Below are 23547 nucleotides of genomic sequence, written 5' to 3'. Positions count from 1 at the left end.
TAAGTTAAATATAGCATACATCCTTTTTGGATTCAGTTATTCGGAAGATTCGAATCTATTGTTAGTAATGAAATACTTTACATCTTTGATGAGTTAAGAGGAGAAGAACTTTCATAAAAAAATGTAACTTGTGATTTTGATAGAATAAGGGTAGACTCTGAATTAGATGAATAATAAAACACATGGGAGTTTGCGGATGCAAACTGAGAGTACGGCTAATCTGTCGTTGACCATTTGAACCTGTTGGATAATGCCAGCGTAGGGAGAGTGTAAAAGCACATTATGAAGACACTTTGCATGCGCAAAGTGTCTTTTTTAGCTATATCTCCCATTATAAAAAAGGAGATGGACAAATATGAAAATCAAAGAAATTGCACAAGTAATTGAAACAGTACGAGAAAGAAATCCACTCGTTCATAATATTACAAATGTTGTTGTGACAAATTTTACAGCTAATGGTTTACTTGCATTAGGTGCATCGCCTGTGATGGCATATGCGAAAGAAGAAGTAGCTGAAATGGCAAGTATTGCTGGAGCGCTTGTTTTAAATATGGGAACACTTCGTCCGGAAGAAGTAGAAGCGATGGGCATTGCTGGGAAATCAGCAAATGCGCACAACGTCCCGGTTTTGTTTGATCCTGTTGGTGCTGGCGCAACTTCGTACCGAACAGAAGTAGCAAGACATATCCCAAGTGAAGTAAAACTAGCAATCATTCGCGGCAATGCGGCGGAAATTGCAAATGTTATTGATGAGAAGTGGGAGATTAAAGGTGTTGATGCAGGGGAAGGAAACGGTGATGTTGTTTCCATTGCGAAACAAACAGCAGAGCAGTTAGATACTGTTGCTGTTATCACTGGAAAAGAAGACGTTATAACAGATGGAGAAAGAACATTCATTCTTCGTAACGGTCATCCTATTTTAACAAAAGTAACAGGAACAGGCTGTTTATTAACATCTGTTATCGGAGCATTTGCAGCAGTCGAAAGGGACTATGTAAAAGCGGCAGTCGCAGCGGTAACGCTTTATGGTGTAGCGGCAGAAATTGCGGCAAACAAAACGGCTGATCAAGGACCAGGAAGTTTCCAAATTGAATTTCTTAATCAGTTAGCAAATGTTACTGCAAAAGACGTTGAACAATATGGGAATGTCGAAGAAGTTCGTTAAGAAAGGGTGAGAGAAATGGCGCGCATCGATAAACAGTATATGTCCGAATTATTACAAGTATATTTTATTATGGGGAGCAGCAATTGCCGCAAAGATCCATTACAAGTCATGAAAGAAGCACTTGATGGTGGAATTACAATCTTTCAATATCGTGAAAAAGGTGAAGGAGCATTAACGGGAGAAGAACGATATGCATTTGCAAAACAGCTTCAGTCTTTGTGTAAAGAGTATGATGTTCCATTTATCGTAAATGATGATGTGGAATTAGCACTAGAATTAGATGCAGATGGTGTTCATGTTGGGCAAGATGATGAAGGGATTCGGACAGTACGTGAAAAAATGGGAGATAAAATTATCGGTGTATCCGCTCATACGATAGAAGAAGCACGTTTTGCGATTGAAAATGGTGCAGATTATTTGGGTGTAGGGCCGATTTTTCCAACAAATACAAAAAAAGATGCAAAAGCAGTACAAGGAACGGAAGGATTATGTTTCTTCCGCGAAAGTGGTATTGAAATTCCGATTGTCGGTATTGGTGGAATTTCAATTGAAAATGCTGCTTCTGTCATTGAAGCAGGTGCGGATGGAGTTTCTGTTATTTCAGCGATTAGTTTAGCGGATTCTCCTTATAATAGTACGAAGAGATTAGCTGAGTTAGTAAAAAAATAATCAGTTCATATATGAAAAGAATCATTTCTAACATGAAGAAATGGTTCTTTGTCGGTTTGGAATAAAGTCGTACCGTTTATAAAAAAGATGTACTGTTTGTAAAAAAGTTTGATCAAAAATCCTGCTTGAAATGCAGGGTTTTTCTTGTTCAACAATCGGGCCAGATTATGGAAGATCTTATTGAAGGTAAGCTACCCGATAGTTTAGTAACTTCAACAAAAAAAGCGTTAATCCTTCTTCGATTAGCGCTACTGTTTATTTAAGTACATTTTTTCACAATCTGTTTACCTTTATTTTTTATTTCTAATCTTGAAACCTAGCTTTAGTTTAACTCACGAACAAACTAATGGTACTTCTATTTTTATCTATCTTGATTTTCATAATATGCTTCATCCGCATATTTCTGGTCTGTTCCTTTAAGATAAGCTAATATCATTTTCGGACGTTTAAGTAAAACCCAGTCTCCATGTTTATCAAACTTTCTGCTTGAAGTTATCATCCCATTTTGAATCGTCCCGTATTTTTTTCCCTTCTTTTTTCCCCACGCTTTTAACCGTTTAGCGAAGTCTGCATCTTCTGCCATAAGCATATTTTCATTAAATCCCTTAATCGATTTAAAATCCTTTTTGTAGCACCAAAAGATTCCCACGGAAATTGCTCCATATTTAAATAATAGTGGCCCAATTAATAATAAGGTTGAAACAAAAATACCTAAAGACATTCTTTCAAATTTTCCTGTAACTCCCCCGCCAATGTACTTTCCAGTGGTTAAGTTCTCCTCTGCCTTAGACAACACATGTTCGTTCATCTGTGTATCTGCATCAATTGTAAGGATGATTTCACCTCTAGCTATTTCAACACCTGCGTTCCTAATCTTAGAAAGGTTTTTGTCGTTATTCTTTATTGTGATACATTTGTACGATTTTGCAATTTCTTCCGTCCTGTCTGTACATCGATTTAACACAACAATGATTTCAACTTGATTTTTAGTTAATTTTGAGGCTTTTAAAATAGATTCTAAGCATTTTCCAATGTACCTTTCTTCATTATGGGCGGGTATTATAATTGAAATTTTTATATTCTCTTTATTTTTATCTTCTGAAGAGTTCTCCTTTTCGATCATGAAATAGCTCCCCTTTAAATGAAACAATTTATATTTCTTTAACTGTAACTTGAAACAACCAAGAGTGAATGATGTGGTAATTAAATTAAAATTTATCTATAAAATTCACTTTCTAAAATTTACCACATGAAATTTAAGCCTATAACAAACACCACCCTTATTAGGAATATTATCACCTTAATTAATTGTATGAACTATTGAAATTTAATATTTTTGTACATATTTTTAACTAACATTTCGCAGGTCAAAACTGGTACAACGAATTAAAGAGTAAAAAAAGATATCTGTATGACTGAGCCTCCAAATGAGGATCTTGAAGGGCTTCGCATGATGACAGTTGTAGATTCCGATGGAAATCAATTACGTAAATGTCCCCGTTTATAAACAATCTGGTTGGACTAACGGGGCTTCCCCAAGAGGCTCAATTAAATACTAATTTAACTAGAGATGATTTTCAGCAATCGGGCGCTATTGTGGAAGATCTAAGGTGAAAAATGATCAAACTTTTTTATAAAACCGAAACTTAAATATGCTAAAGAAGAATCCATTTTAATCAATCTTTTTTTCAAAATGGATTCTTCTCATTTACCGTAAAATACGGGTTTGTGAGGTGTTTTGGATCAAACTCTATTTTAAAGCAATATTCTTTTTTTTGTATAAAACAAATTGTGCCGTTTGAAACTAAAGTGTATGAATATACTGCTTCGGAGGCGACAACATGATTACGTTACAAAATATTATAGCTGCTCATGAAAAAATGAAAGGCATTGTACATACGACACCATTAGATTATTCTAGTACATTTAGTGAACTAGCTCATAATGAAATATATTTAAAGCTCGAGAATTTGCAAAAGACAGGTTCCTTTAAGGTGCGTGGTTCTTATAATAAGATGACTTCACTTAGTAAAGAGGAATTACAAAAAGGAGTTGTGGCAGCATCGGCTGGTAATCATGCGCAAGGTGTTGCTTATTCTAGTAATATGCTCGGCATTCCTTGTACGATTGTTATGCCAAAAGGAGCCCCGCTTAGTAAGGTGCTTGCGACAAAGCGTTACGGAGCTAATATAGAATTGCAAGGAAATGTTTTTGATGAAGCGTTAGCTTATGCACTTGATTTAAAAGAACGAACTGGAGCGACATTTGTCCATCCATTTGATGACGAGGATGTTATTGCTGGACAAGGAACAGTTGGGTTAGAAATATTGCATCAGCTTGATGATGTTGATGCGGTCATTTGTCCTATTGGCGGTGGTGGTTTAATTGCGGGCGTTGCGATGGCAATTAAAGAACAAAAGCCATCGGTGAAAATATATGGTGTACAGGCGCTAGCGTGTCCTAGTATGAAGCAATCCTTGCAGGAAAAACAAAGGGTGACGGTACAATCAACACCAACGATGGCCGATGGAATTGCGGTGAAAAAACCAGGGGATCTCACTTTTCAGCTTGTGCAGCGTTATGTAGATGATATTTTCTGTGTGGATGAAATGGAGATTGCTCGGACAATGCTTATGTTATTAGAACGTAATAAATTACTTGTAGAAGGATCGGGTGCTACTTCATTAGCTGCGCTGTTATATGGAAAAATGCCTGAGCAAGGGAAAAAGATTGTCCCTGTATTAAGTGGTGGTAATGTTGATGTTAATTTTATTTCTCGTATTATTGAACATGGGATGGTTGAAGCAGGCCGATTTGTCCATATTTCAACGATGATTAAAGATAAGCCAGGGCAATTACAGCAAGTATTACAGATTGTAACAGATTTTGAAGCAAATGTTCTTCATATTCATTTAGAGAGGATTGGAACGAAAGTATTTCCAGGTTATGCGCAGCTGCACCTTTCTCTTGAGACGAAAGACAATGAGCATATTGAGCAAGTGCTAATGGGAATGCGGAAGAAAGGATATAGCATTGATATCATTGAATAAAGTGAAACTTCCATCAGTGGGGGGCTTACTGCCCACGAATAGCGGAATAAATATTTAAACAAACGTTTGATTAAAAAGAGCTAGCCCTTGTAAAGGCTAGCTCTTTCTTAATTAAAACATCAGTGAAACGAGAAGCATTCCAATTCCGATTGATGTAATTGTTGCAACAAGACCCGGGATCATAAAGCTATGATTTAACACATATTTACCGATACGCGTTGTACCTGTACGGTCAAAGTTAATTGCCGCAACGATTGTTCCGTAGTTTGGAATAAAGAAATATCCGTTTACAGCTGGGAACATCGCAATTAATAGTGCTGGTGAAATGCCAAGTGTTAATCCAAGTGGTATTAACGCACGTACCGTTGCAGCTTGGCTATATAACAAGATTGATAGCACGAATAGTGCAATTGCGAATAACCACGGTGCACTCGTTACGAGACCTTGAATAGAACCTTGAATCATTTGTAAGTTACCATTAAAGAACGTATCCCCCATCCATGCGATGCCGAAAATCGCAACAACTGCTGTTGCTCCTGCTTTAAAGACGTTACCAGACACGATGCTTTCTACATTTGGTTTACAAAAAATAATAATAAGTGCAGCGATTGTTAGCATAACCATTTCAATGGTGTTTGGCATAGAAAGACGTACAAGTTTTCCGTCTATCATCCAGCTAGGACGCAACGCTTCAAAAGATCCAAGAAGAACAACTAGAACTGTTGCAAATAAAAAGAGGATAACAGACAGTTTTGCACCTTTCGGGACAATAAATTCTTTCTTTTCTTCTAGTTTTGGAATCATGCCTTCTTGTAATCGTTTTAAGTATTCTTCATCTTCGTTTAGCTCTTTTCCCATTTTGCTTACGACGAAAGCAGCTAACATACAAGCGATAAAAGTAGATGGAATACTAATTTTTAAAATATCTAATAGTGTAATCTTATAGTCAGCAAGCATAGCGAGAAGTGCAACGGTTGCTGCTGAAATTGGACTTGCTGTAATCGCTTGCTGCGATGCAATAACAGCAATTGACAGTGGACGCTCTGGTCGAATTCCTGATTCACGCGATACTTCAGCAATGACAGGAAGAACTGAATAGGCAACGTGGCCTGTCCCTGCACAAAACGTAAATAAATAAGTGACGATTGGGGCAAAGAACGTAATACGTTTCGGGTTTTTGCGGAGAGCTTTTTCTGCAATATGAACAAGATAGTCCATCCCCCCAGCAGCCTGTAGTGCCCCAGCGGCTGTAATAACTGCTAAAATCATAAGCATAACATCGATTGGCGGAGAGGTTGGTTGTAAGTGGAAGAAGAAGACAAAGATTGTCATACCAACACCTCCCATTACTCCAAGGCCAACACCTCCAAGGCGCGCACCGATGAAAATGCAGAGTAATAAGATGATAAACTGTAGCCAGAACATAGTATAGTACCTCCGAGATAATAATCAATCGTTATTATCAAATAATTTAATTTGTTTAATGATTTAAAAATTAAATAATGAATAATAAAATAAATCTCTGAAAATAGCCATTTTTATTATATAGCATATCAAAAACATGATTCGCTCTATTTTGTTACAATTATTTTACAAAAGAATCATTACGAAATTTATATTTATATGTGCGAATAAATAGACGATTTGATTTTGATGTTGTAATCTGTGGACAGAGAATTGTGTAATTCTCATAAAACTCCTATATCGTTCAACTCGTTCATCGAGAAAGGCAAACTTATGGAAACATGAGGTCGCAAAACTATAGGGGCTAAGGTCGAAATAGACTAAGCTAGCTTCTTATTTGAAAAAAGATAAGAAGTGAGCTTTTTTGTCTACTACGATAATGATTGGCTATGTAAGTCACATTTTTATACCAATAATTGTTTTTATGATAACTACATATGAATAGAATTTACTTTTTAGGAATACATAAAATATATACGTACAAGCCTATCCTACTCACTACATCCTTAGTGAAAATAGGATTTTATAAATTTTGGAGGAAGATATATGCAAAAAAAAGTTCTCCTGTTTACAGATTTGGGAATTGATGATGCGTTTGCTATTTTGTATACCTTCTTTCGTAAAGATATTCAAATTGTAGGGATTGTCGCCGATTATGGAAATGTATCAAGAGAGAATGCTATCAGAAATATTAACTATTTGAAGTACATTGCAGGAAGAGAAGAGATACCTGTATTCCTTGGTGCTTCTGTACCGTTGACAGGTATATTGGTTCAGTATTTCCCTGAGGTACATGGGAAATTCGGATTAGGACCTATCATTCCCCCTGAAATTTCTTATCCAGTTTATCCCTTAAATGATATTTACCAAGTTATACATTCACATTTAGAAGATCTTACAATTATCAATTTGGGAAGACTTTCTTCGTTAGCTACGACTTTTGTATTAAATTTAGAAACAATGCGGAACGTAAGGGAATGTATTTGCATGGGCGGAGCCTTTTTTTATCCAGGTAATGTGACTGCTGTAGCTGAAGCTAACTTTTACGCCGACCCTTATGCAGCAAACTTAATTCTGCAGCATGCGAAGAACTTGACAATTATTCCGTTAAATGTAACTCAACATGCGATTGTTACACCCGAAATGGTCCAGCAAATCGATGCATTTCATCGGAATACACAGGACCTTGCAGGACTCATCATCAAACCTATGTTAGACTATTATTATAGTTTCTACTCCAAGTCTAATCCCGGTATAAGCGGAAGTCCTATGCATGATTTTGTAACAGTGTGGTATTTGCTGAATCAAGAGGTTGTTAGCCTTTCAAGAGTACCCATTAAAGTAATTCCTGATCAAGGAGAAGGATTTGGTCAAAGCATTGCAGACTTTCGTTTTGCGACTAATCCAGGCTATAAAACGCATAATGTAGCTTTTCAGTTTGATTATGAAAGATTCAAGAAGGATATTATGGAAACGTTCTTACAGAAGAGATTGTAACATACTTTATTAACTTCAGATAATGCGGATTATGTGAATGAAAAGTCAACTCAGATTTTCTGAAGTGACTTTTCTAGGTTTCTAGATAGAGTGACTATCCCTATGGGGATTTGATTAAAAAAATGTATTAGACTAAGCTTTATTATGGAAGTTTCACTTTATAAAGAGTTTCATTATGAATTTTCTTTTATATGTGTAAAAATATTAATAGAAAATATAATAATAGCGAGAACAACAAGAATACTACCGCCGGCAACAAACGGAATAGCTGCATGATTTCCATAAATCTCAAGAGCTAGTGCAATCATCATAACTGGCAGCCCAATATTAAGTAGCCAAAAATGAATTTTTCCTAGTTTAGAATGACCAGCTTCTTGAAAGATATGATATAAAATGCCAGCTACCATCATTGAAGTCCAGCCAAGAAGCAGCAAGTGAACATGTACCCCTTTTAATGCAAATTTAAGAGACATTGACATATACATCCCCATACAGACGCCGATGACAAAATAAATAGAAGAAATCTTGATAAAGCGAATGCCCATGCAAATTCCACCTTTCCATATCAATTTGTGAGTACAATAGAATATATGAAGATTAATTTGAGGACAGTATCATTAGGAGAAAAAATTTAATTTTGTTTGTTCACAAAAATAATCCGTGCTACAATGAAAACGAATTGGAACAGGGGAGCTCGTGTGGCTGAGAGGATGTAACAATACATCGACCCTTAACCTGACCTGGATAATGCCAGCGTAGGGAGTTTTATCAAGCATCGTAGCAGATTGTTAATCTATGATAACTTGAATATAAGGCTTTCCTGCTCCGTGGCAGGAAAGCCTTTTCTTTTTTCGTGAAACCTATTTAATATAAGGAGGAATTTAGTATGTCACAGCAAGTTACGATTTCATTTTCAGTTGTACCACAAGCAAAGCAGAAAGATGTATATACAGTTGTAGATAAAGCGATTGAGGTTGTTCAGCAATCTGGTGTACGCTATGAAGTTGGTGCGATGGAAACAACGATGGAAGGGGAATTAGATGAGCTTCTTGATATCATCAAACGTGCGCAGCAAGCTTGTATAGATGATGGAGCTGAAGAAGTCATTACTTCTATTAAAATTCACTATCGTCCAAGCACAGGTGTAACGATTGATGAAAAAGTGTGGAAGTATCGTGAAGAGCATGAAAAAACAGAAACGATCTAACATAACGATTACAATGGTTTGGCTTCTTTTTCTCGTTGCAATATGGGAAGGGGCTGTGTCAGTATTTCATATTGAACCGTGGATTTTACCGAAGCCTTCTGCGATTGTACGTGAACTTATAGAAATGAAAGATTTACTACTTCCAAATACGGTGCAGACGCTGCAAGAAGTTTTAATCGGATTATTTTTTGCGATTGTAATTGGAACGAGCATTGCAATTATTATGGACGTCATTCCGTTGTTCCGTGTCTTAATTAATCCACTATTGGTGATTTCGCAAACGATTCCGATTGTCGTGCTCGCACCTTTATTTATTATTTGGTTTGGCTATGGAATGCTGCCAAAAGTAATGGTTGTTATTCTTGTATGCTTCTTTCCAATTGCGCTTAGCATTTTAGAAGGTTTTCAAACGGTAGATAAAGCAATGCTGAAATTACTTCAAACGATGCGAGCAAGCAAGTGGCAAGTATATCAAAAAGTAAAATTTCCAGCAGTATTGCCATACTTTTTTTCAGGATTAAAAATTGCAGTTACATATAGCGTAATGGGCGCTATTATTGGAGAATGGCTTGGTGCAAGTGAAGGGCTAGGTGTTATGCTGACAAGGGCAACAAAATCTTTTTTAACAGCACGTGTATTTGCAATAGCCTTTGTTATTGTTGGGATGACGTTATTGTTGTATTTTATTGTTGAATTGATGGCAAGACTAACAGCACCATGGATTTACAGGAAGGATGAGGGAAAATGAAAAAAGGGTTAAAAATGCTATTAGCAGCTTCTCTACTATTTACATTTGCAGGTTGCTCAGCAGACAAGAAAGCAGAGAGTAAAGAGAAGAAAGTAACAGTGGTATTGGACTGGTTTCCAAATACAAACCATACTGGTTTATATGTAGCAAAGACGAAAGATTACTATAAAAAACAAGGATTAGATGTAGAAATTATTCAGCCAGGTGATAATACTTCTGTTGAACAAATGGTTGCATCAGGAAAGGCTGACTTTGGTGTAAGCTACCAAGAAAACGTAACAACAGCACGTGTAGAAGACATTCCAGTTGTATCAATTGGGGCAATTATTCAACATAATACATCTGCGTTCGCGTCTCTAAAAAAAGATAACATAACATCACCGAAGGCATTTGAAGGAAAAAGATATGGCGGCTGGGGTGCACCAGCAGAAGAAGCGACATTAAAAACAATTATGGATAAGCATCAAGCTGACTATAGTAAAGTACAGAATGTTGTACTTGGACAAACTGATTTCTTTAAATCTATTGGCCGCGATGCTGATTTTGAGTGGATCTATTATGGCTGGGATGGAATTGAGGCAAAGAGACAAGGTATTGAATTGAATACAATTATGTTAAAAGATTTAGATCCAGCATTAGATTATTATAGTCCTGTTATTATTACAAGTGAAAAACATGCAAAACAAGATAAAGACTTTGTGAAGAAATTTATGAAAGCAACAACAGATGGTTATAACTTTGCAATTAAGGAACCGAAAGAAGCAGCGGATATTTTAATTAAAAATGTACCTGACATCAATAAAGAGTTAGTGCAAGAAAGTCAAAAATGGTTAAGTACGAAATATCAAGATGATGCGAAAGCGTGGGGAGTACAGAAGGAAGAAGTATGGACCAATTATATGAATTTCTTATATGACAATAAAGTCATTAAAAAGAAAATTGATGTGAACGCGGCCTTTACAAACGAATTCCTTCCAAGCGAAAAATGAGCGGATTACAAGTAAAAGACGTTACGAAAACATTTGATGGGAAAACAGTGCTAGAGCATATGGACGTCTCAATTCAGGATGGAGAGTTTGTTTCCTTTGTTGGGCCAAGTGGTTGCGGAAAAAGTACATTATTAAACATTATTGCCGGAATTGAAGGAGCAAATGAGGGAGATGTACTTTACGAAAATCAATCCGTTATGAATCGGGAGATTGTCAGCTATATGCCGCAGCAAGATCTTTTGCTTCCGTGGCGTTCTGCTCTTCATAATATTGTGTTGCCTTTAGAAATTGAGGGACAGCCAAAAAGAAAACGATTAGAAGCTGGTATGGATGCGCTAAGGCAATTTGGACTTGATGAATATGCGAATCATTACCCAGATGCTTTATCCGGTGGAATGCGGCAACGTGTTAGTTTTTTACGTACGTATTTATGTGATAAACCGATTATGCTGCTTGATGAGCCCTTTGGGAAATTAGATGCATTTACAAAAATGGAAGTTCATAGCTGGCTATTAGAATCGTGGCAAAAAGGAAAGCAAACCATTATTATGGTCACGCATGATTTAGACGAAGCTATTTTATTATCAGATCGTGTCTTCATTATGTCGCAGCAACCATCAACAATTGTTGGAGAAGTCAAGGTGAACTTGCCACGACCTAGAACAATGAATATGTTAACCTCTGAAGAACTAAAAGAAGATAAAACAGAGATATTAAAAATATTGGCTCCTTATATGAGGAAATAGACGAAAAAACTCTTAACAAATCTAATTTGTTAAGAGTTTTTTCTTTTGAGTGCAGGAACAAAAAGAAAAATGAAGAATATGATATAAGAGCTTTGTTTATACTATTATTATGAGAAAATAATGATTTCAAAAGGAGTGAAAGGATAAGATGACTTTATCAACTGTTCTTCAAATGGTTTTGGCTTGATAAGGGAGAAGTATGCCCAATTTTTGATCAAAAGCCGACTAGAAGACAGTAGATAAAGAACCTTATTCCTTTCTTACAATAATAAATTGTAATGGGTAAGGTGTGTTCACCTTACCCATTTTTATGTTCAGCTAATTGAATATTGTTTTTATCATGCTGTTCTCTCGTTTGGCTTTGTACGTGAAGCGAAAAGGAGAGAGTAAAATGAGTATGTTATCAGTTGAGAATGTTACCCATATGTACGGGGATAAAATAATCTTTCAAAATATTTGTGTTCGCTTACTTCGAGGTGAGCGTGTTGGCCTAGTAGGGAGCAACGGAGCAGGAAAATCCACATTACTGCGTATAATAGCGGGAGAGTTACTTCCTGATGCAGGAAAGGTTGAATGGTTTCCTCATGTAAATGTCGGTTTTTTACAGCAACATAGTGATTTGCAAGCTGGCACAACTGTTATGAAATACTTACAAAGTACCTTTGTACACCTATATGATATTGAATATAATATGTTGCAAATAGCGGAAGAAATGGCAACAGCAGGTGATAATCTTGAGCAATTGTTAGTACAATACGGAGAGTTACAAAGTATACTAGAGCATTCTGATTTTTATCATATTGATGCAAAAATAGAGGAAGTTGCTGCGGGATTAGGGATTTTAGCACTTGGTATGGAGCGTGAGGTGGAAAAACTAAGCGGCGGCCAACGAACAAAACTATTATTAGGAAAATTATTATTAGAAGAACCGCATGTTTTATTACTTGATGAACCAACAAACTATCTCGATAACGTGCACATTGAGTGGCTTATAGGGTATTTGAAAAATTACGAACATGCTTACATTGTGGTTTCGCATGATGAAAGGTTTTTAAATGAAATTACCAATGTAATTTATCATTTAGAACATAAAGGAATGAAACGTTATATAGGTAATTATCAGACATTTATAAAAAACTATGAACAAAATAAACAGCAATTACAAGTGGCGTATGACAGGCAGCAAAGAGAAATTGGAAAGTTAAAGAATTTTATTCAAAAGAATAAAATTCGTAAAGCAAAACAAGCAAAAAGCCGCGAAAAAGTATTAGAAAAAATAAACAAAATCGGAAAACCAACTTCTGCATTGCAGCCACGTTTTACGTTTCATGTTCACTGTGATCCTGTGAGTCGGATTTTAGAGGCAAAGGATATGCAAATTGGTTATACAGAGCCTTTATTCGCACCAATTGATTTACAAGTAAAGCGCGGTGAAAAAATTGCCATCGTCGGCTATAACGGTATTGGGAAAACAACAATGTTAAAAACGTTACTGGGACATTTGCAGCCTTTAAGTGGTATTGTGAAAATAGGGGAGCGAGTAAATCCAGCATATTTTGCACAAGAAGAATTTGCTTCAGAGCAAACACCGCTTGAGGAAGTATGGTCATTGCGACCTGATATGACTCAAAAAGAAATTAGGCAGGCTCTAGCAAGGTGCGGTTTAACAGAAGAACATATTGGACAACCGCTTTGCTCATTAAGTGGTGGAGAACAAACGAAAGTACGTTTATGTGAATTGATGTTAACAGAAAGTAATATACTCGTTTTAGATGAACCGACTAACCATTTAGATGTTCGAGCTAAGGAAGTATTGAAGGAAGCTCTCATGCAATATGAAGGTACGGTGTTACTAGTTTCTCATGAACCTGCTTTTTATGAAGAGTGGGTGACGCAAGTTTGGACAGTGCAAGATTGGTGTAAACGTGTTTAATAGTAAGAGAAGTATTTCCTGTTAGTTGAACCAATCGGGGGTATCCCCCACCTATCTTCTTAGTTCTTTCTGCATCTTGAGGTGGGGGTCTTACTGCCCGCGAATAGCAGGATAAACTGTAGAAAAGAGTTTGAATACATTAGAGGAAGTGGTATTATGGATATCTTTTCAATTCTTGCTGAGGAACGTATTCGTCAAGCGATGAAAAACGGTGATTTTGAAGATCTTCCGGGGAAAGGGAAACCTCTTGAGTTAGAAGATTTATCGATGATTCCAGAAGAGCTTCGTATAAGTTATAAAATTTTAAAAAATGCTGGTATGATTCCTGAAGAAATGCAGTTACAAAAAGATATGTTAAAAATTGAAGACTTAATTGCTTGTTGTCATGATGAGGTAGAGAGAAGAAAATTACAAGAAGAATTAACCGCAAAATCACTTCGTTTTCAGCAACTGCTAGAAAGGCGTAAATTAAAAGAAACATCAGTATTTGGCATATATCGTAAAAAGATATTTCAAAAATTTATGTAAGAGGGATTCGTATGAAACAATTTTCAAATGTAGAAGAATTAGCAGCATATATTGAGCAACAACCATTATGTCTATTATTTATTAAAACTGCGGATTGTGGTGTATGTGACGTTATGCTTGAAAAAATAATGCGATTACTTGAACTTTACCCTAATGTGGAAAAAATTGTTGTTTCATTAGAGGACATGAGGGAAATTTCAGCGAAATATTTAGTGTTGACTGCACCAACCGTTTTACTATTTCACGGTGGAAAAGAAATAGTACGAGAATCTCGTTTCATTTCTTTGGAGAATATAAATCGTATTCTACAAATGGTTGAGTAGTGAAAGGGGGATTTAAAATGGAAATATTAGTAGGTGCTGTGCTTTTTATTATACTATTTTGGATTATTGTAAAAGTAATTGTATCTAGTGAAAGAAAGCGGGCACGAAAACAATATAAGTCTGATGCAACGGATAGTACAACGTATACTGCTACACCATTTTTTTTCGCAGGACCTAGTGAGAGTTCAGGAGATTGCGATAGTTCTTTTGGTGGAGATGGCGGAGATGGTGGAAGTTGTGGTGGCGATTGAAGTTAATATGGAAATGCGTCTGAAGAAGGCGCATTTTTTGTTTTTAAATTTAAACAAACGTTTGATTAATTGTATGAAACCGTGATGAAATCTATTAAACAAACGTTTGATTAGTAAGAGAGGCTGTTGTAAGCAATAGCAAAAAAATCTCTCCCTCTAACATAAGATGGGAGAGATTTTTATTATAATGTTTCTGATTTTGGCGAAGGTGGTGTTACAGAAGCGGAAGATACTTCTGGTACGCGTGTTAAAAGAAATCCACCGATAATAAATAATATGATAATGCTTAACACGCCAGCGTTTGTTTTGCCGGTTAACTGCGTTGTGACACCGACGAGAACAGGTCCCATAATCGCAGCGAATTTTCCGAATATGTTATAAAATCCAAAAAATTCATTTGCGGATTCTTTTGGAATGAGCTTTGCAAAATAGGAGCGGCTTAACGCTTGAATACCACCTTGTGAAGTAGCGACGAGCATCGCTAAAATCCAGAAATCTAGCGTTGTTTTTAGGAAATAAGCATACGTACAAATAATAATATAAATAATAATACCAACATATAACATTTTCTTTCCAGTAAATGTTTCTGATAACTTGCCATATAATAGTGCAAATGGGCCGGCGACGATTTGAGTAACGAACAGAATAATTAATAGGTTTGTTGCACTAATTCCAAGGTCTGTTCCATATGCTGTTGACATTGTGATGATTGTATCGACTCCATCAATGTAGAAGAAGTAGGCAAGGAGAAAGAAAAAAACTGTTCGATATTGACGGATATTTTTAAATGTATGAATAAGGCGTTTAAAGCTTGTAGTAACAGGATTTGGATCGCGTTCGATATAATAACGTTGTTCAACATTTTTTAACATAGGGATGGTAAATAGTCCCCACCAAAGCGCTGTAATTGCGAACGAAATTTGAGTTGCCACGCTGACAGATAATGGTATAGCACCTTTTTGTGAAAGAATAATAAGGGCCATGCAGCCTATAAATGGAATTGTACTTCCGATATAGCCAAGGGCAAATCCACGTGTGGAAATACGATTCATGCGTTCCTCTGTCGTCACATCTATTAAAAAAGCATCGTAAAAAATATTTGCTCCTGCAAATCCAATTAAAGTGAGCATATAACAGCAAAGTAAGAGAATCCACTGCGAAGTTGGTACTACTGCCAGCATACTTGTAAAAATAATACCTAATAGGAAAAAGAATGTGAAAAAACGTTTCTTAAATCCTCTATAATCGGCAATCGTACCAAGAATTGGGGCAAGTATAGACACAAGAAGTGTTGCAAAGGAATTGGTATAACCCCAATACGCAGTTGATGTTGTGCCTGCAAGTCCAGCTTCTTTAGCAGCTGCTTTAAAGTAGATTGGAAATAAAGCAGTTGTAATGACGAGTGAATACACTGAGTTTGCCCAGTCGTATAATATCCAGCTCTTTTCTTGCCTGGACATTTTTTTCATATTTGTTCCTCCCCCAACTAATCTAATGTTATTGTACAAAAAAGCATGTGTAAAAAAGAGAAACTGACGCAATCTTTACAAAGCTTTTACTTAACTTTACATGTATAATAACTCCTCTATAACAGTGCCATCTGTTTCACCGAGATGTAATCCAAGCAGTCTTGCAATTGTAGGACCTTCATCAATAAGTCGCATACGTGGAATAATTGCTCCTTGACGAATCCCCTTACCAGCTGCCATGAAAATTGTTTCGTAATTTGGTTTTGATGGAGAATAGCCATGAGTACCAAACGTATATTTTTTGCTAGAGGTTACATCTTCTCTTGTAATCTCTCTTATAAAGTCTCCAGTATGATTTTCTAAAAAGTAATACCCTTCTCGTGCTTCAAGCATAAAGAGGCAATTTCCGTCAGCTCCGAGATCTTTTGCTTCCTCATCGGTTAATAGAAATTCAATTCCGTTTTGTTCATCTTGCATGATTTCTTGCAGCAGACGGTGCAAACTTCCAATTGTGTCTGTATCATTTTTATCTTTTACGTATACATATGCTGAACCATCACAGCTTTGGCAATAGGCTTTCCAATTTGTTACTTCTCCTTTTTTGTTCACAGTAAGGAATCCTTTTTCACGCAATAAGACATTTAATTGAATAGCTTTATGCTCATCTAATGCGCTATGATCCCCGAGTGCAATGATAGTTGCTTCTTCGTAAATGCCGCTTTCTTTTAACGCCTCAACAATTGCACCTAGACGTTTGTCATGGCGATGAATAGCTGCTACTGTTTCTTCAGAAGAAAATCCATGATAATGGCGCTGTGTATCTAAATCAGTAAAATGAACAAACATAAGGTTTGGCTTTTTCGTTTGAATTGTGTGTACCGCAGAAGCGAGAACAAAATCATCTAGCTCTGGTTGTGATAAACCGTTCCGAATATGACCAAAGCGCTGATTTAATCCTAATTGATACAATGGACTTCCACTGAATAAGGAGACGAGTACTTGATTTTGCCATGGCCGATTTGGAAAAATTTCAGGCATGTTGTAATCAATTTTTGCTTTTCCTGTGACAGGCCATAGAAGTGCAGCTGTTTTTAAGTTTGCTTTTCGCGCTTCATCATAAAGGGTTGTTCCTTTAATAGAACGGCGGTACCAGTGCCAGTCGGGCGATTCTTTTCCAGGTTGCAGCAGTGTATTGTTTACAACGCCATGTTTTGCAGGATAATTTCCTGTCACAATCGTTGCATGACTTGGATATGTAACAGATGGATAAATACTCTCGACTTTTTCAGCGTACGCACCGCGTTTCAGTAAAGAACGAAAGTGAGGAAGTGTTTGTAATATAGGAAAATCTAAAGCTGATAAACAATCAAAAGATAAAATAACAACATGCTTTGTTACAGGTTTGTTCATAGAAAATACCTCCACAAGTTTCTATATCCTATTTTTATATATTACTATTAGTATTTAGTGATAAAAACTTATCTTTAGAAAAAAGTATTTTTTAAATTTTTAGACTTTATAACATATAATACATTTAGGAGGAGAAGGGGGTGGAAAAGGTGGAGATCTTTTGGATAATCAGTATTATCACAACGGTTGTTGTTTTTTTAATTTCGTTTATGTTACGAAAAAGCTTTCCGAACCGTTCGTTTGACATTGCCTTTGGGCTTATTGTAATTATAATTTGTTTCGTTTGTTTTTTATTCACATTGTTTTTTATTGGTGGATGGGAAGGTATGGGATATGGTTTTCTATGTTTCTTTATCCTAATTGGAACAATTATTGGGATGTTACTTCACCAAGTTGTAAAATTTTTTCGAGATAAATATATATAATACAAGTATAAAACAAAATAAAATGAAAAGAATATACAAGAATCAGAAAATTTTATATTGCTTTACAATGAAGTGTGTATTATGATAGTCAACAAATTTATATTGTTATGACGATGAAAAAGGATTAGTACATGTTCAATCTTTTTGCAGAGAGAGAATCCGGTGGCTGAGAGATTCTTAAAAGACAATATGGAACCTACCTTTGAGTTCTGCATAGGCAGCGGGATATTCCCGTTATCAAACAAGAGAGCATATACATATTGTATATGAATCAGGGTGGTAACGCCGACAAAAGCTCGGTCCCTATTATAGGGACACGAGCTTTTTTTATTTTTTTGAAGGAGGAAAAGTAGATGGTAAAAGAACAAGTACAAGCCATTACAAAAATGGAAGAAGATTTCGCACAGTGGTATACCGATATCGTTAAAAAAGCTGAGCTTGTTGATTATTCGAGCGTAAAAGGATGTATGATTTTACGTCCATATGGTTTTGGGATCTGGGAAAATATTCAAAAAGTGATGGACGGAAAATTAAAAGAAACAGGGCATGAAAATGTGTATATGCCAATGTTTATTCCAGAAAGTTTACTTCAAAAAGAGAAAGATCATGTGGAAGGTTTTGCACCAGAAGTAGCGTGGGTTACACATGGAGGAAGTGAAGAATTAGCAGAGCGTCTTTGTGTTCGTCCAACATCAGAAACGTTATTCTGTGAGCACTTCTCGAAAATTGTTCAGTCGTATAATGATTTACCAAAGTTATATAACCAATGGTGTTCAGTTGTACGTTGGGAAAAAACAACGCGTCCGTTCTTACGCACAACTGAATTTTTATGGCAAGAAGGTCATACAATTCATGAAACAGCGGAAGAATCACAGCAAGAAACGCTTAATATTTTAGATATATATGCGTCGTTTTGTGAAGAGTATTTAGCTATTCCAGTTATAAAAGGGCAGAAGACGGAAAAAGAAAAGTTTGCAGGTGCTAAAGCAACTTATACAATTGAAAGTTTAATGCATGATGGTAAGGCACTACAGACGGGCACGTCACATAACTTTGGCACTAACTTCACCGAGGCGTTTGATATTAAATTTTTAGATCGAAATGGAAAATGGCAGTATGCACATCAAACATCTTGGGGTGTAACAACGAGAATGATTGGTGCACTTATTATGGTACACAGCGATAATAATGGACTTGTGTTACCACCAAAGATTGCGCCAATGCAAGTGATGATTGTACCAATTGCCCAGCACAAAGAAGGCGTGTTAGAAAAAGCAACTGAGCTTCAAACTCGTATTCAGAAAGTTGCGCGTGTGAAAATGGATGCAAGCAACAAAACACCAGGCTGGAAGTTTAATGAATATGAGATGAAGGGAGTACCAATTCGCTTAGAAGTAGGGCCGAAAGATATTGAAAAAAATCAAGTTGTCCTTGTACGCCGTGATACAAAAGAGAAAGAATTTGTATCTATAAACGAATTAGAAGAACGTATTACAACATTACTTGATGACATTCAGCAGTCTCTTTTTGAAAAAGCAAAAGTATTTCGTGAAGAAAAAACATATATAGCTACTACTTTTGAAGAAATGAAACAAGTAGCAGAAGAAAAACAAGGGTTTATTAAAGCGATGTGGTGTGGAAGTCTTGCTTGTGAAGAAAAGTTGAAAGAAGAAGTAGGTGTTACATCACGTTGTATGCCATTTGAACAAGAGGAATTAGCTAAACAATGTGTGTGCTGTGAGAAAGATGCGAAGCATATGGTGTATTGGGGTAAGGCGTATTAAAGAATTCGTATAGTGATTAGATGATAGTAAGTAAGTACAAGTGGGCCTATTAAAGGCGAAAAAGGTTGGCAAAATGCTAGCCTTTTTCAATAGTGTATGGTGTATTTTCTTGATATGAATTTGTATGTGGTTTCATAGATTGTTAACATTTTTCAAACACAGAGGATAGTAGTATTCATGCTACAATATTAGATAAGAAAATATGGGAAGGGAGTGAACTGAGAATATAATAATCCTTATATTCTTATAAAATATGAAGAGAATGGAAAAGCAACTAATAGCGGGTACACTTATAGCAACAGCAGCCTCTCTTATTTCCACACATGCTTTTGCACAAGAAGAAAGCACAGCGACAGTAAACGCAACGAATTTAAATATACGCCAACAACCAACAACACAAAGTCCAATTATTGGGCAAGTAAAGCAAGGAACAACTGTGAAAATATTAGAAGTACAAAAAGAGTGGGCAAAAATTTCTCACAATGGGAAAGAAGGATATGTCTCACTGCAGTTTTTAAAGATAGTAGGGACGAAACCTGCAATAGAATCTAAGCAACAACCGAGTATTAACAATGGACAACGCGAAACTGGTGTTGTAACAGCAACTCGTTTAAATGTTCGTAATAGTCCTGTTTTAGGTAGTACTCTTCTTGGAAGTGTTCAAAAAGGAGAGAATGTAACAATTTTAGGGAAAGCAAATGGTTGGGCGAAAATTGAGTATAAAGGTAAAGAAGGTTACGTTTCACTAGAATTTGTGAAATTAGAAGGGAAGCCAGCAGAAAAACCAGCAGAAAAGCCACCAGAAAATATCGTAACGAGTACCCAAGAGACAGGAACAATTACGGCAACAAGTCTACGAGTAAGAAGCGCAGCAAACACAAGCAGTACCATTCTCGGAAACTTAAAACAAGGTGAGAAGGTAACGGTATTAGGGAAAGCAAATGGTTGGGCGAAAATTGAGTATAAAGGTAAAGAAGGTTACGTTTCACTAGAATTTGTGAAATTAGAAGGGAAGCCAGCAGAAAAACCAGCAGAAAAGCCGCCAGAAAATATCGTAACGAGTACCCAAGAGACAGGAACAGTTACAGCAACAAGTTTACGAGTAAGAAGCGCAGCAAACACAAGCAGTACCATTCTCGGAAACTTAAAACAAGGTGAGAAGGTAACGGTATTAGGGAAAGCGAATGGTTGGGCAAAGATTGCGTACAACGGAAAAGAAGGCTATGTTTCACTAGAATTTGTGAAATTAGAAGGCAAACCAGTAGAAAAACCAGCAGAAAAGCCACCAGAAAATATCGTAACGGGTACCCAAGAGACGGGAACAATAACGGCAACAAGTCTACGAGTAAGAAGCGCAGCAAATACAACGAGTACCATTCTCGGAAACTTAAAACAAGGCGAGAAGATAACGGTACTGGGAAAAGGAAACGGCTGGGCGAAAATTGAGTATAAAGGTAAAGAAGGTTACGTTTCACTAGAATTTGTGAAGTTAGAAGGCAAACCAGCAGAAAAGCCACCAGAAAACATCGTAACGGGTACCCAAGAGACAGGAACAATAACGGCAACAAGTTTACGAGTAAGAAGTGCAGCAAATACAACGAGTTCAATTCTTGGAAACTTAAAACAAGGTGAGAAGGTAACAGTATTAGGGAAAGCGAATGGCTGGGCGAAGATTGCATACAACGGAAAAGAAGGTTACGTTTCACTAGAATTTGTGAAATTAGAAGAGAAATTAGCGGAAAAACCAGCAGAAAAGCCGCCAGAAAATATCGTAACGGGTACCGAAGAGACAGGAACGATAACGGCAACAAGCCTTCGAGTAAGAAGTGCAGCAAATACAAACAGTACCATTCTCGGAAACTTAAAACAAGGTGAAAAGATAACAGTATTAGGAAAAGAAAACGGCTGGGCGAAGATTGCATACAAAGGAAAAGAAGGCTATGTTTCACTAGAATTTGTGAAGTTAGAAGGGAAGCCAGCGGAAAAACCAGCAGAAAAGCCGCCAGAAAACATCGTAACGGGTACCCAAGAGACGGGAACGATAACGGCAACAAGCCTACGAGTAAGAAGCGCCGCGAACACAAGCAGTGTCATTCTCGGAAACTTAAAACAAGGTGAGAAGGTAACAGTATTAGGGAAAGAAAACGGCTGGGCGAAGATTGCATACAAAGGAAAAGAAGGCTATGTTTCACTAGAATTTGTGCAAATTAGTACGAGTTCGGATGCTAACGATGGAAATAAAGGACAAGTGACAGAAGAAAGAGGAATTGTAAATGCAGCTTTATTAAATGTGCGCCAAGGTCCTTCTACAAGTACTTCAGTTGTAGCACGCTTGAAGAATGGTGAGTCAGTCTCAGTACTTAGCAAGGAAAATGGTTGGGCAAAAGTTCGAGCGAATGGTGTAGAAGGTTATGTGTCTTTACAGTTCTTAAAATTAAAACAAGCATCTTCTTATGAAGTGGTCACAGCGACGAAAAAAGTTCAAAAGTCTAATGGGATGGAAGCAGAACAAGAGCTACAAACAATGCAAGAAGATGGTTATATTGTTAGCGATGGTAAAGTTGTGAATATGAAACAAGGTTTTGTACGAGCAAATGGTGTGGTTAATATTTATGATATCGCGACTGGTAAGAAGTTAACATATGTACGAGAAGGAGCTGACTTAAAATTTGTAAAAGTGGCTGGGGATCGTGTTTATGTAAAAATTGATGATACCACAGGATATGTAAATATAAACGATGTAACTTTATATCCAAACATGCTTCATGAATCAACGTCATACTATACCGTGAAAGATGGAAAGCTATATCACTACGCATATAATGCTTCTTCGAAAAAGTATACGACGTCTCAAATTGGTAATGCGTCGAAGCATTTAAAAGAAGGTGAGCGTTATGAGGCATTTGATAAAACACAAATTGGTGGACAAGATAGTTATCAATATTTTGAATATATGCCGCTTCGCGTTACATCTATTTATACAGGGAAAGATATTGATGATTTCCTCAGAAAATATAGTCCAGATAGTCCGCTTATTGGAACTGGGCAATATTTCGTTAATGCAGCACAAAAATATAGTTTAAATGCAGGATATTTAGTATCTCACGCCGTTTTAGAATCTGGTTGGGGAAAAAGTCGTATTGCGCAAGATAAGAAAAATTTATTTGGTTTTAGAGCGGTAGATTCTGATCCATACAACGGTGCAACGGCGTTTAATACATGGGAAGAAGGTATTGATTTCTGCGCTTCATATATTGATCAAAATTATTTAAATCCAAATGGCTGGACATATAATGGCGGGAACTTGGGAGATAAATCACAAGGTATGAATGTCATGTATGCAAGTGATGAGAATTGGGGACAACAAATTGGTTCTCTTATGAATAGACTCGATGCTATGAATGGTGGAAAAGATTTAAATAAATACCAACTGGGGATGCTGCAACAAGGATCTGTATTATATAAAAATTTAGCTAACGAACAAGCTAGTTCAGTATCCAGTAATATTATGGTTGCAATTAAAAGAACGATTCAAACTTCAAATGGAACATATTATGAGCTGGTTTCTGATAACAAGGCATATACGAGTGTGTATGCGAAAGCAGATTCTGTAAAACTTGTATCTTCATACTAAAAAATAGATAGTTTCATAACTTTTATGTTACATAGAGATGAGTAATATGAGCATTAAGTTAGATGGAATAGGTAAATTTTTGTAAAGTCATTATGTACAAACAGAGTTACATTTAGAATTGGGCAAAAAATAATTCACATATAAGCGTTGAGGGCCTTATATTTTATATGTGTTATTAGTAAAGCAGGAATTCTCGCACTTCTTACATCAGTACGATGAAATCAAATAAGTGTTTTCGTATAATTACGAAATTAT

The 23547-nt window shown here is 36.5% G+C and carries 20 protein-coding genes, 3 riboswitches and 1 other annotated feature; of the genes, 15 read left to right on the top strand and 5 right to left on the bottom strand.

Annotated elements, in window-relative coordinates; genetic code table 11:
• The first annotated feature begins 172 nt into the window (after positions 1–172).
• Positions 173–282, top strand: a riboswitch (TPP riboswitch).
• A gap of 73 nt (positions 283–355) precedes the next feature.
• Positions 356–1165, top strand: coding sequence for a hydroxyethylthiazole kinase (gene thiM / locus LRP84_RS07420; RefSeq protein WP_230574496.1), 810 nt, complete (start codon positions 356–358; stop codon positions 1163–1165).
• A gap of 15 nt (positions 1166–1180) precedes the next feature.
• The gene (gene thiE / locus LRP84_RS07415) at positions 1181–1834 is read left to right on the top strand and encodes a thiamine phosphate synthase (RefSeq protein WP_230574495.1); all 654 of its coding nucleotides are present in this window, start codon (positions 1181–1183) and stop codon (positions 1832–1834) included.
• A 361-nt stretch (positions 1835–2195) separates the two neighbouring features.
• Here the strand turns inward: thiE and LRP84_RS07410 are convergent, their stop codons facing one another.
• A complete protein-coding gene (locus LRP84_RS07410) occupies positions 2196–2957 on the bottom strand; it encodes a glycosyltransferase (protein WP_230574494.1) in 762 nt (253 codons plus the stop codon).
• A 718-nt stretch (positions 2958–3675) separates the two neighbouring features.
• Between LRP84_RS07410 and ilvA the strand changes: the two genes are divergently transcribed.
• The gene (gene ilvA / locus LRP84_RS07405) at positions 3676–4884 is read left to right on the top strand and encodes a threonine ammonia-lyase (RefSeq protein ID WP_230574493.1); all 1209 of its coding nucleotides are present in this window, start codon (positions 3676–3678) and stop codon (positions 4882–4884) included.
• Between the two features lie 111 nt (positions 4885–4995).
• On the opposite strand, the gene LRP84_RS07400 is transcribed toward ilvA, so the two are convergent.
• Positions 4996–6309, bottom strand: a complete 1314-nt coding sequence (locus tag LRP84_RS07400; protein WP_230574492.1) for an anaerobic C4-dicarboxylate transporter family protein — start codon at positions 6307–6309, stop codon at positions 4996–4998.
• A 293-nt stretch (positions 6310–6602) separates the two neighbouring features.
• A riboswitch (cyclic di-GMP riboswitch) is annotated at positions 6603–6689 on the top strand.
• A 205-nt stretch (positions 6690–6894) separates the two neighbouring features.
• Here LRP84_RS07400 and LRP84_RS07395 point away from each other — a divergent pair.
• A complete protein-coding gene (locus LRP84_RS07395) occupies positions 6895–7845 on the top strand; it encodes a nucleoside hydrolase (protein WP_230574491.1) in 951 nt (316 codons plus the stop codon).
• Positions 7846–8018: 173 nt separating this feature from the next.
• Here LRP84_RS07395 and LRP84_RS07390 read toward each other — a convergent pair whose 3' ends face one another.
• Complete coding sequence (locus LRP84_RS07390; RefSeq protein ID WP_230574490.1) at positions 8019–8390, bottom strand: cbb3-type cytochrome c oxidase subunit I; 372 nt, start codon at positions 8388–8390, stop codon at positions 8019–8021.
• A 131-nt stretch (positions 8391–8521) separates the two neighbouring features.
• Positions 8522–8624: riboswitch (TPP riboswitch) on the top strand.
• 107 nt (positions 8625–8731) lie between these two features.
• Here LRP84_RS07390 and LRP84_RS07385 point away from each other — a divergent pair.
• From LRP84_RS07385 to LRP84_RS07350, 8 genes are all read left to right on the top strand, one after another.
• Positions 8732–9052 carry an MTH1187 family thiamine-binding protein gene (locus LRP84_RS07385; RefSeq protein ID WP_230574489.1) on the top strand — a complete coding sequence of 107 codons (321 nt, stop codon included), beginning with the start codon at positions 8732–8734 and terminating at the stop codon, positions 9050–9052.
• A complete protein-coding gene (locus LRP84_RS07380) occupies positions 9000–9800 on the top strand; it encodes an ABC transporter permease (RefSeq protein ID WP_230574488.1) in 801 nt (266 codons plus the stop codon). The genes LRP84_RS07385 and LRP84_RS07380 overlap by 53 nt, the downstream gene beginning before the upstream one ends.
• Positions 9797–10789, top strand: a complete 993-nt coding sequence (locus tag LRP84_RS07375) for an ABC transporter substrate-binding protein (RefSeq protein ID WP_230574487.1) — start codon at positions 9797–9799, stop codon at positions 10787–10789. Before LRP84_RS07380 ends, LRP84_RS07375 begins: the two co-directional genes overlap by 4 nt.
• Positions 10786–11535: an ABC transporter ATP-binding protein gene (locus LRP84_RS07370; protein ID WP_230574486.1), complete on the top strand. Its 750-nt coding sequence runs from the start codon at positions 10786–10788 to the stop codon at positions 11533–11535. The genes LRP84_RS07375 and LRP84_RS07370 overlap by 4 nt, the downstream gene beginning before the upstream one ends.
• Before the next feature lie 391 nt (positions 11536–11926).
• Positions 11927–13468, top strand: a complete 1542-nt coding sequence (locus tag LRP84_RS07365) for an ABC-F family ATP-binding cassette domain-containing protein (protein ID WP_230574485.1) — start codon at positions 11927–11929, stop codon at positions 13466–13468.
• Positions 13469–13624: 156 nt separating this feature from the next.
• Positions 13625–13996, top strand: a complete 372-nt coding sequence (locus LRP84_RS07360) for a DnaJ family domain-containing protein (protein WP_230574484.1) — start codon at positions 13625–13627, stop codon at positions 13994–13996.
• Between the two features lie 11 nt (positions 13997–14007).
• The gene (locus tag LRP84_RS07355; protein WP_230574483.1) at positions 14008–14319 is read left to right on the top strand and encodes a thioredoxin family protein; all 312 of its coding nucleotides are present in this window, start codon (positions 14008–14010) and stop codon (positions 14317–14319) included.
• 17 nt (positions 14320–14336) lie between these two features.
• Positions 14337–14570 (top strand): YxzE family protein, encoded by a 234-nt coding sequence (locus LRP84_RS07350; RefSeq protein WP_230574482.1) that lies wholly within the window; start codon positions 14337–14339, stop codon positions 14568–14570.
• 182 nt (positions 14571–14752) lie between these two features.
• On the opposite strand, the gene LRP84_RS07345 is transcribed toward LRP84_RS07350, so the two are convergent.
• Both LRP84_RS07345 and LRP84_RS07340 read right to left on the bottom strand, forming a co-directional pair.
• Positions 14753–16039 carry an MFS transporter gene (locus LRP84_RS07345; RefSeq protein WP_230574481.1) on the bottom strand — a complete coding sequence of 429 codons (1287 nt, stop codon included), beginning with the start codon at positions 16037–16039 and terminating at the stop codon, positions 14753–14755.
• Positions 16040–16135: 96 nt separating this feature from the next.
• On the bottom strand, positions 16136–17449 hold the full coding sequence (locus tag LRP84_RS07340; RefSeq protein WP_230574480.1) for an alkaline phosphatase family protein: 1314 nt from the start codon (positions 17447–17449) through the stop codon (positions 16136–16138).
• A gap of 149 nt (positions 17450–17598) precedes the next feature.
• Here LRP84_RS07340 and LRP84_RS07335 point away from each other — a divergent pair, with 149 nt between their 5' ends.
• The 3 genes from LRP84_RS07335 (at position 17599) to LRP84_RS07325 (ending at position 23292) form a co-directional block, all read left to right on the top strand.
• The gene (locus tag LRP84_RS07335) at positions 17599–17874 is read left to right on the top strand and encodes a YesK-like family protein (protein WP_230574479.1); all 276 of its coding nucleotides are present in this window, start codon (positions 17599–17601) and stop codon (positions 17872–17874) included.
• Positions 17875–17978: 104 nt separating this feature from the next.
• Positions 17979–18182 (top strand) — a binding site (T-box leader).
• A 45-nt stretch (positions 18183–18227) separates the two neighbouring features.
• On the top strand, positions 18228–19658 hold the full coding sequence (gene proS / locus LRP84_RS07330; protein WP_230574478.1) for a proline--tRNA ligase: 1431 nt from the start codon (positions 18228–18230) through the stop codon (positions 19656–19658).
• Positions 19659–19920: 262 nt separating this feature from the next.
• A complete protein-coding gene (locus LRP84_RS07325; RefSeq protein WP_230574477.1) occupies positions 19921–23292 on the top strand; it encodes an SH3 domain-containing protein in 3372 nt (1123 codons plus the stop codon).
• The last annotated feature ends 255 nt before the right edge of the window (positions 23293–23547 follow it).

This window comes from Bacillus rhizoplanae, from assembly GCF_917563915.1.
Lineage (GTDB): Bacteria > Bacillota > Bacilli > Bacillales > Bacillaceae_G > Bacillus_A > Bacillus_A rhizoplanae.
Note: the sequence above shows the minus strand (reverse complement) of the source record. Positions and strands in the feature narration are given on the sequence as shown.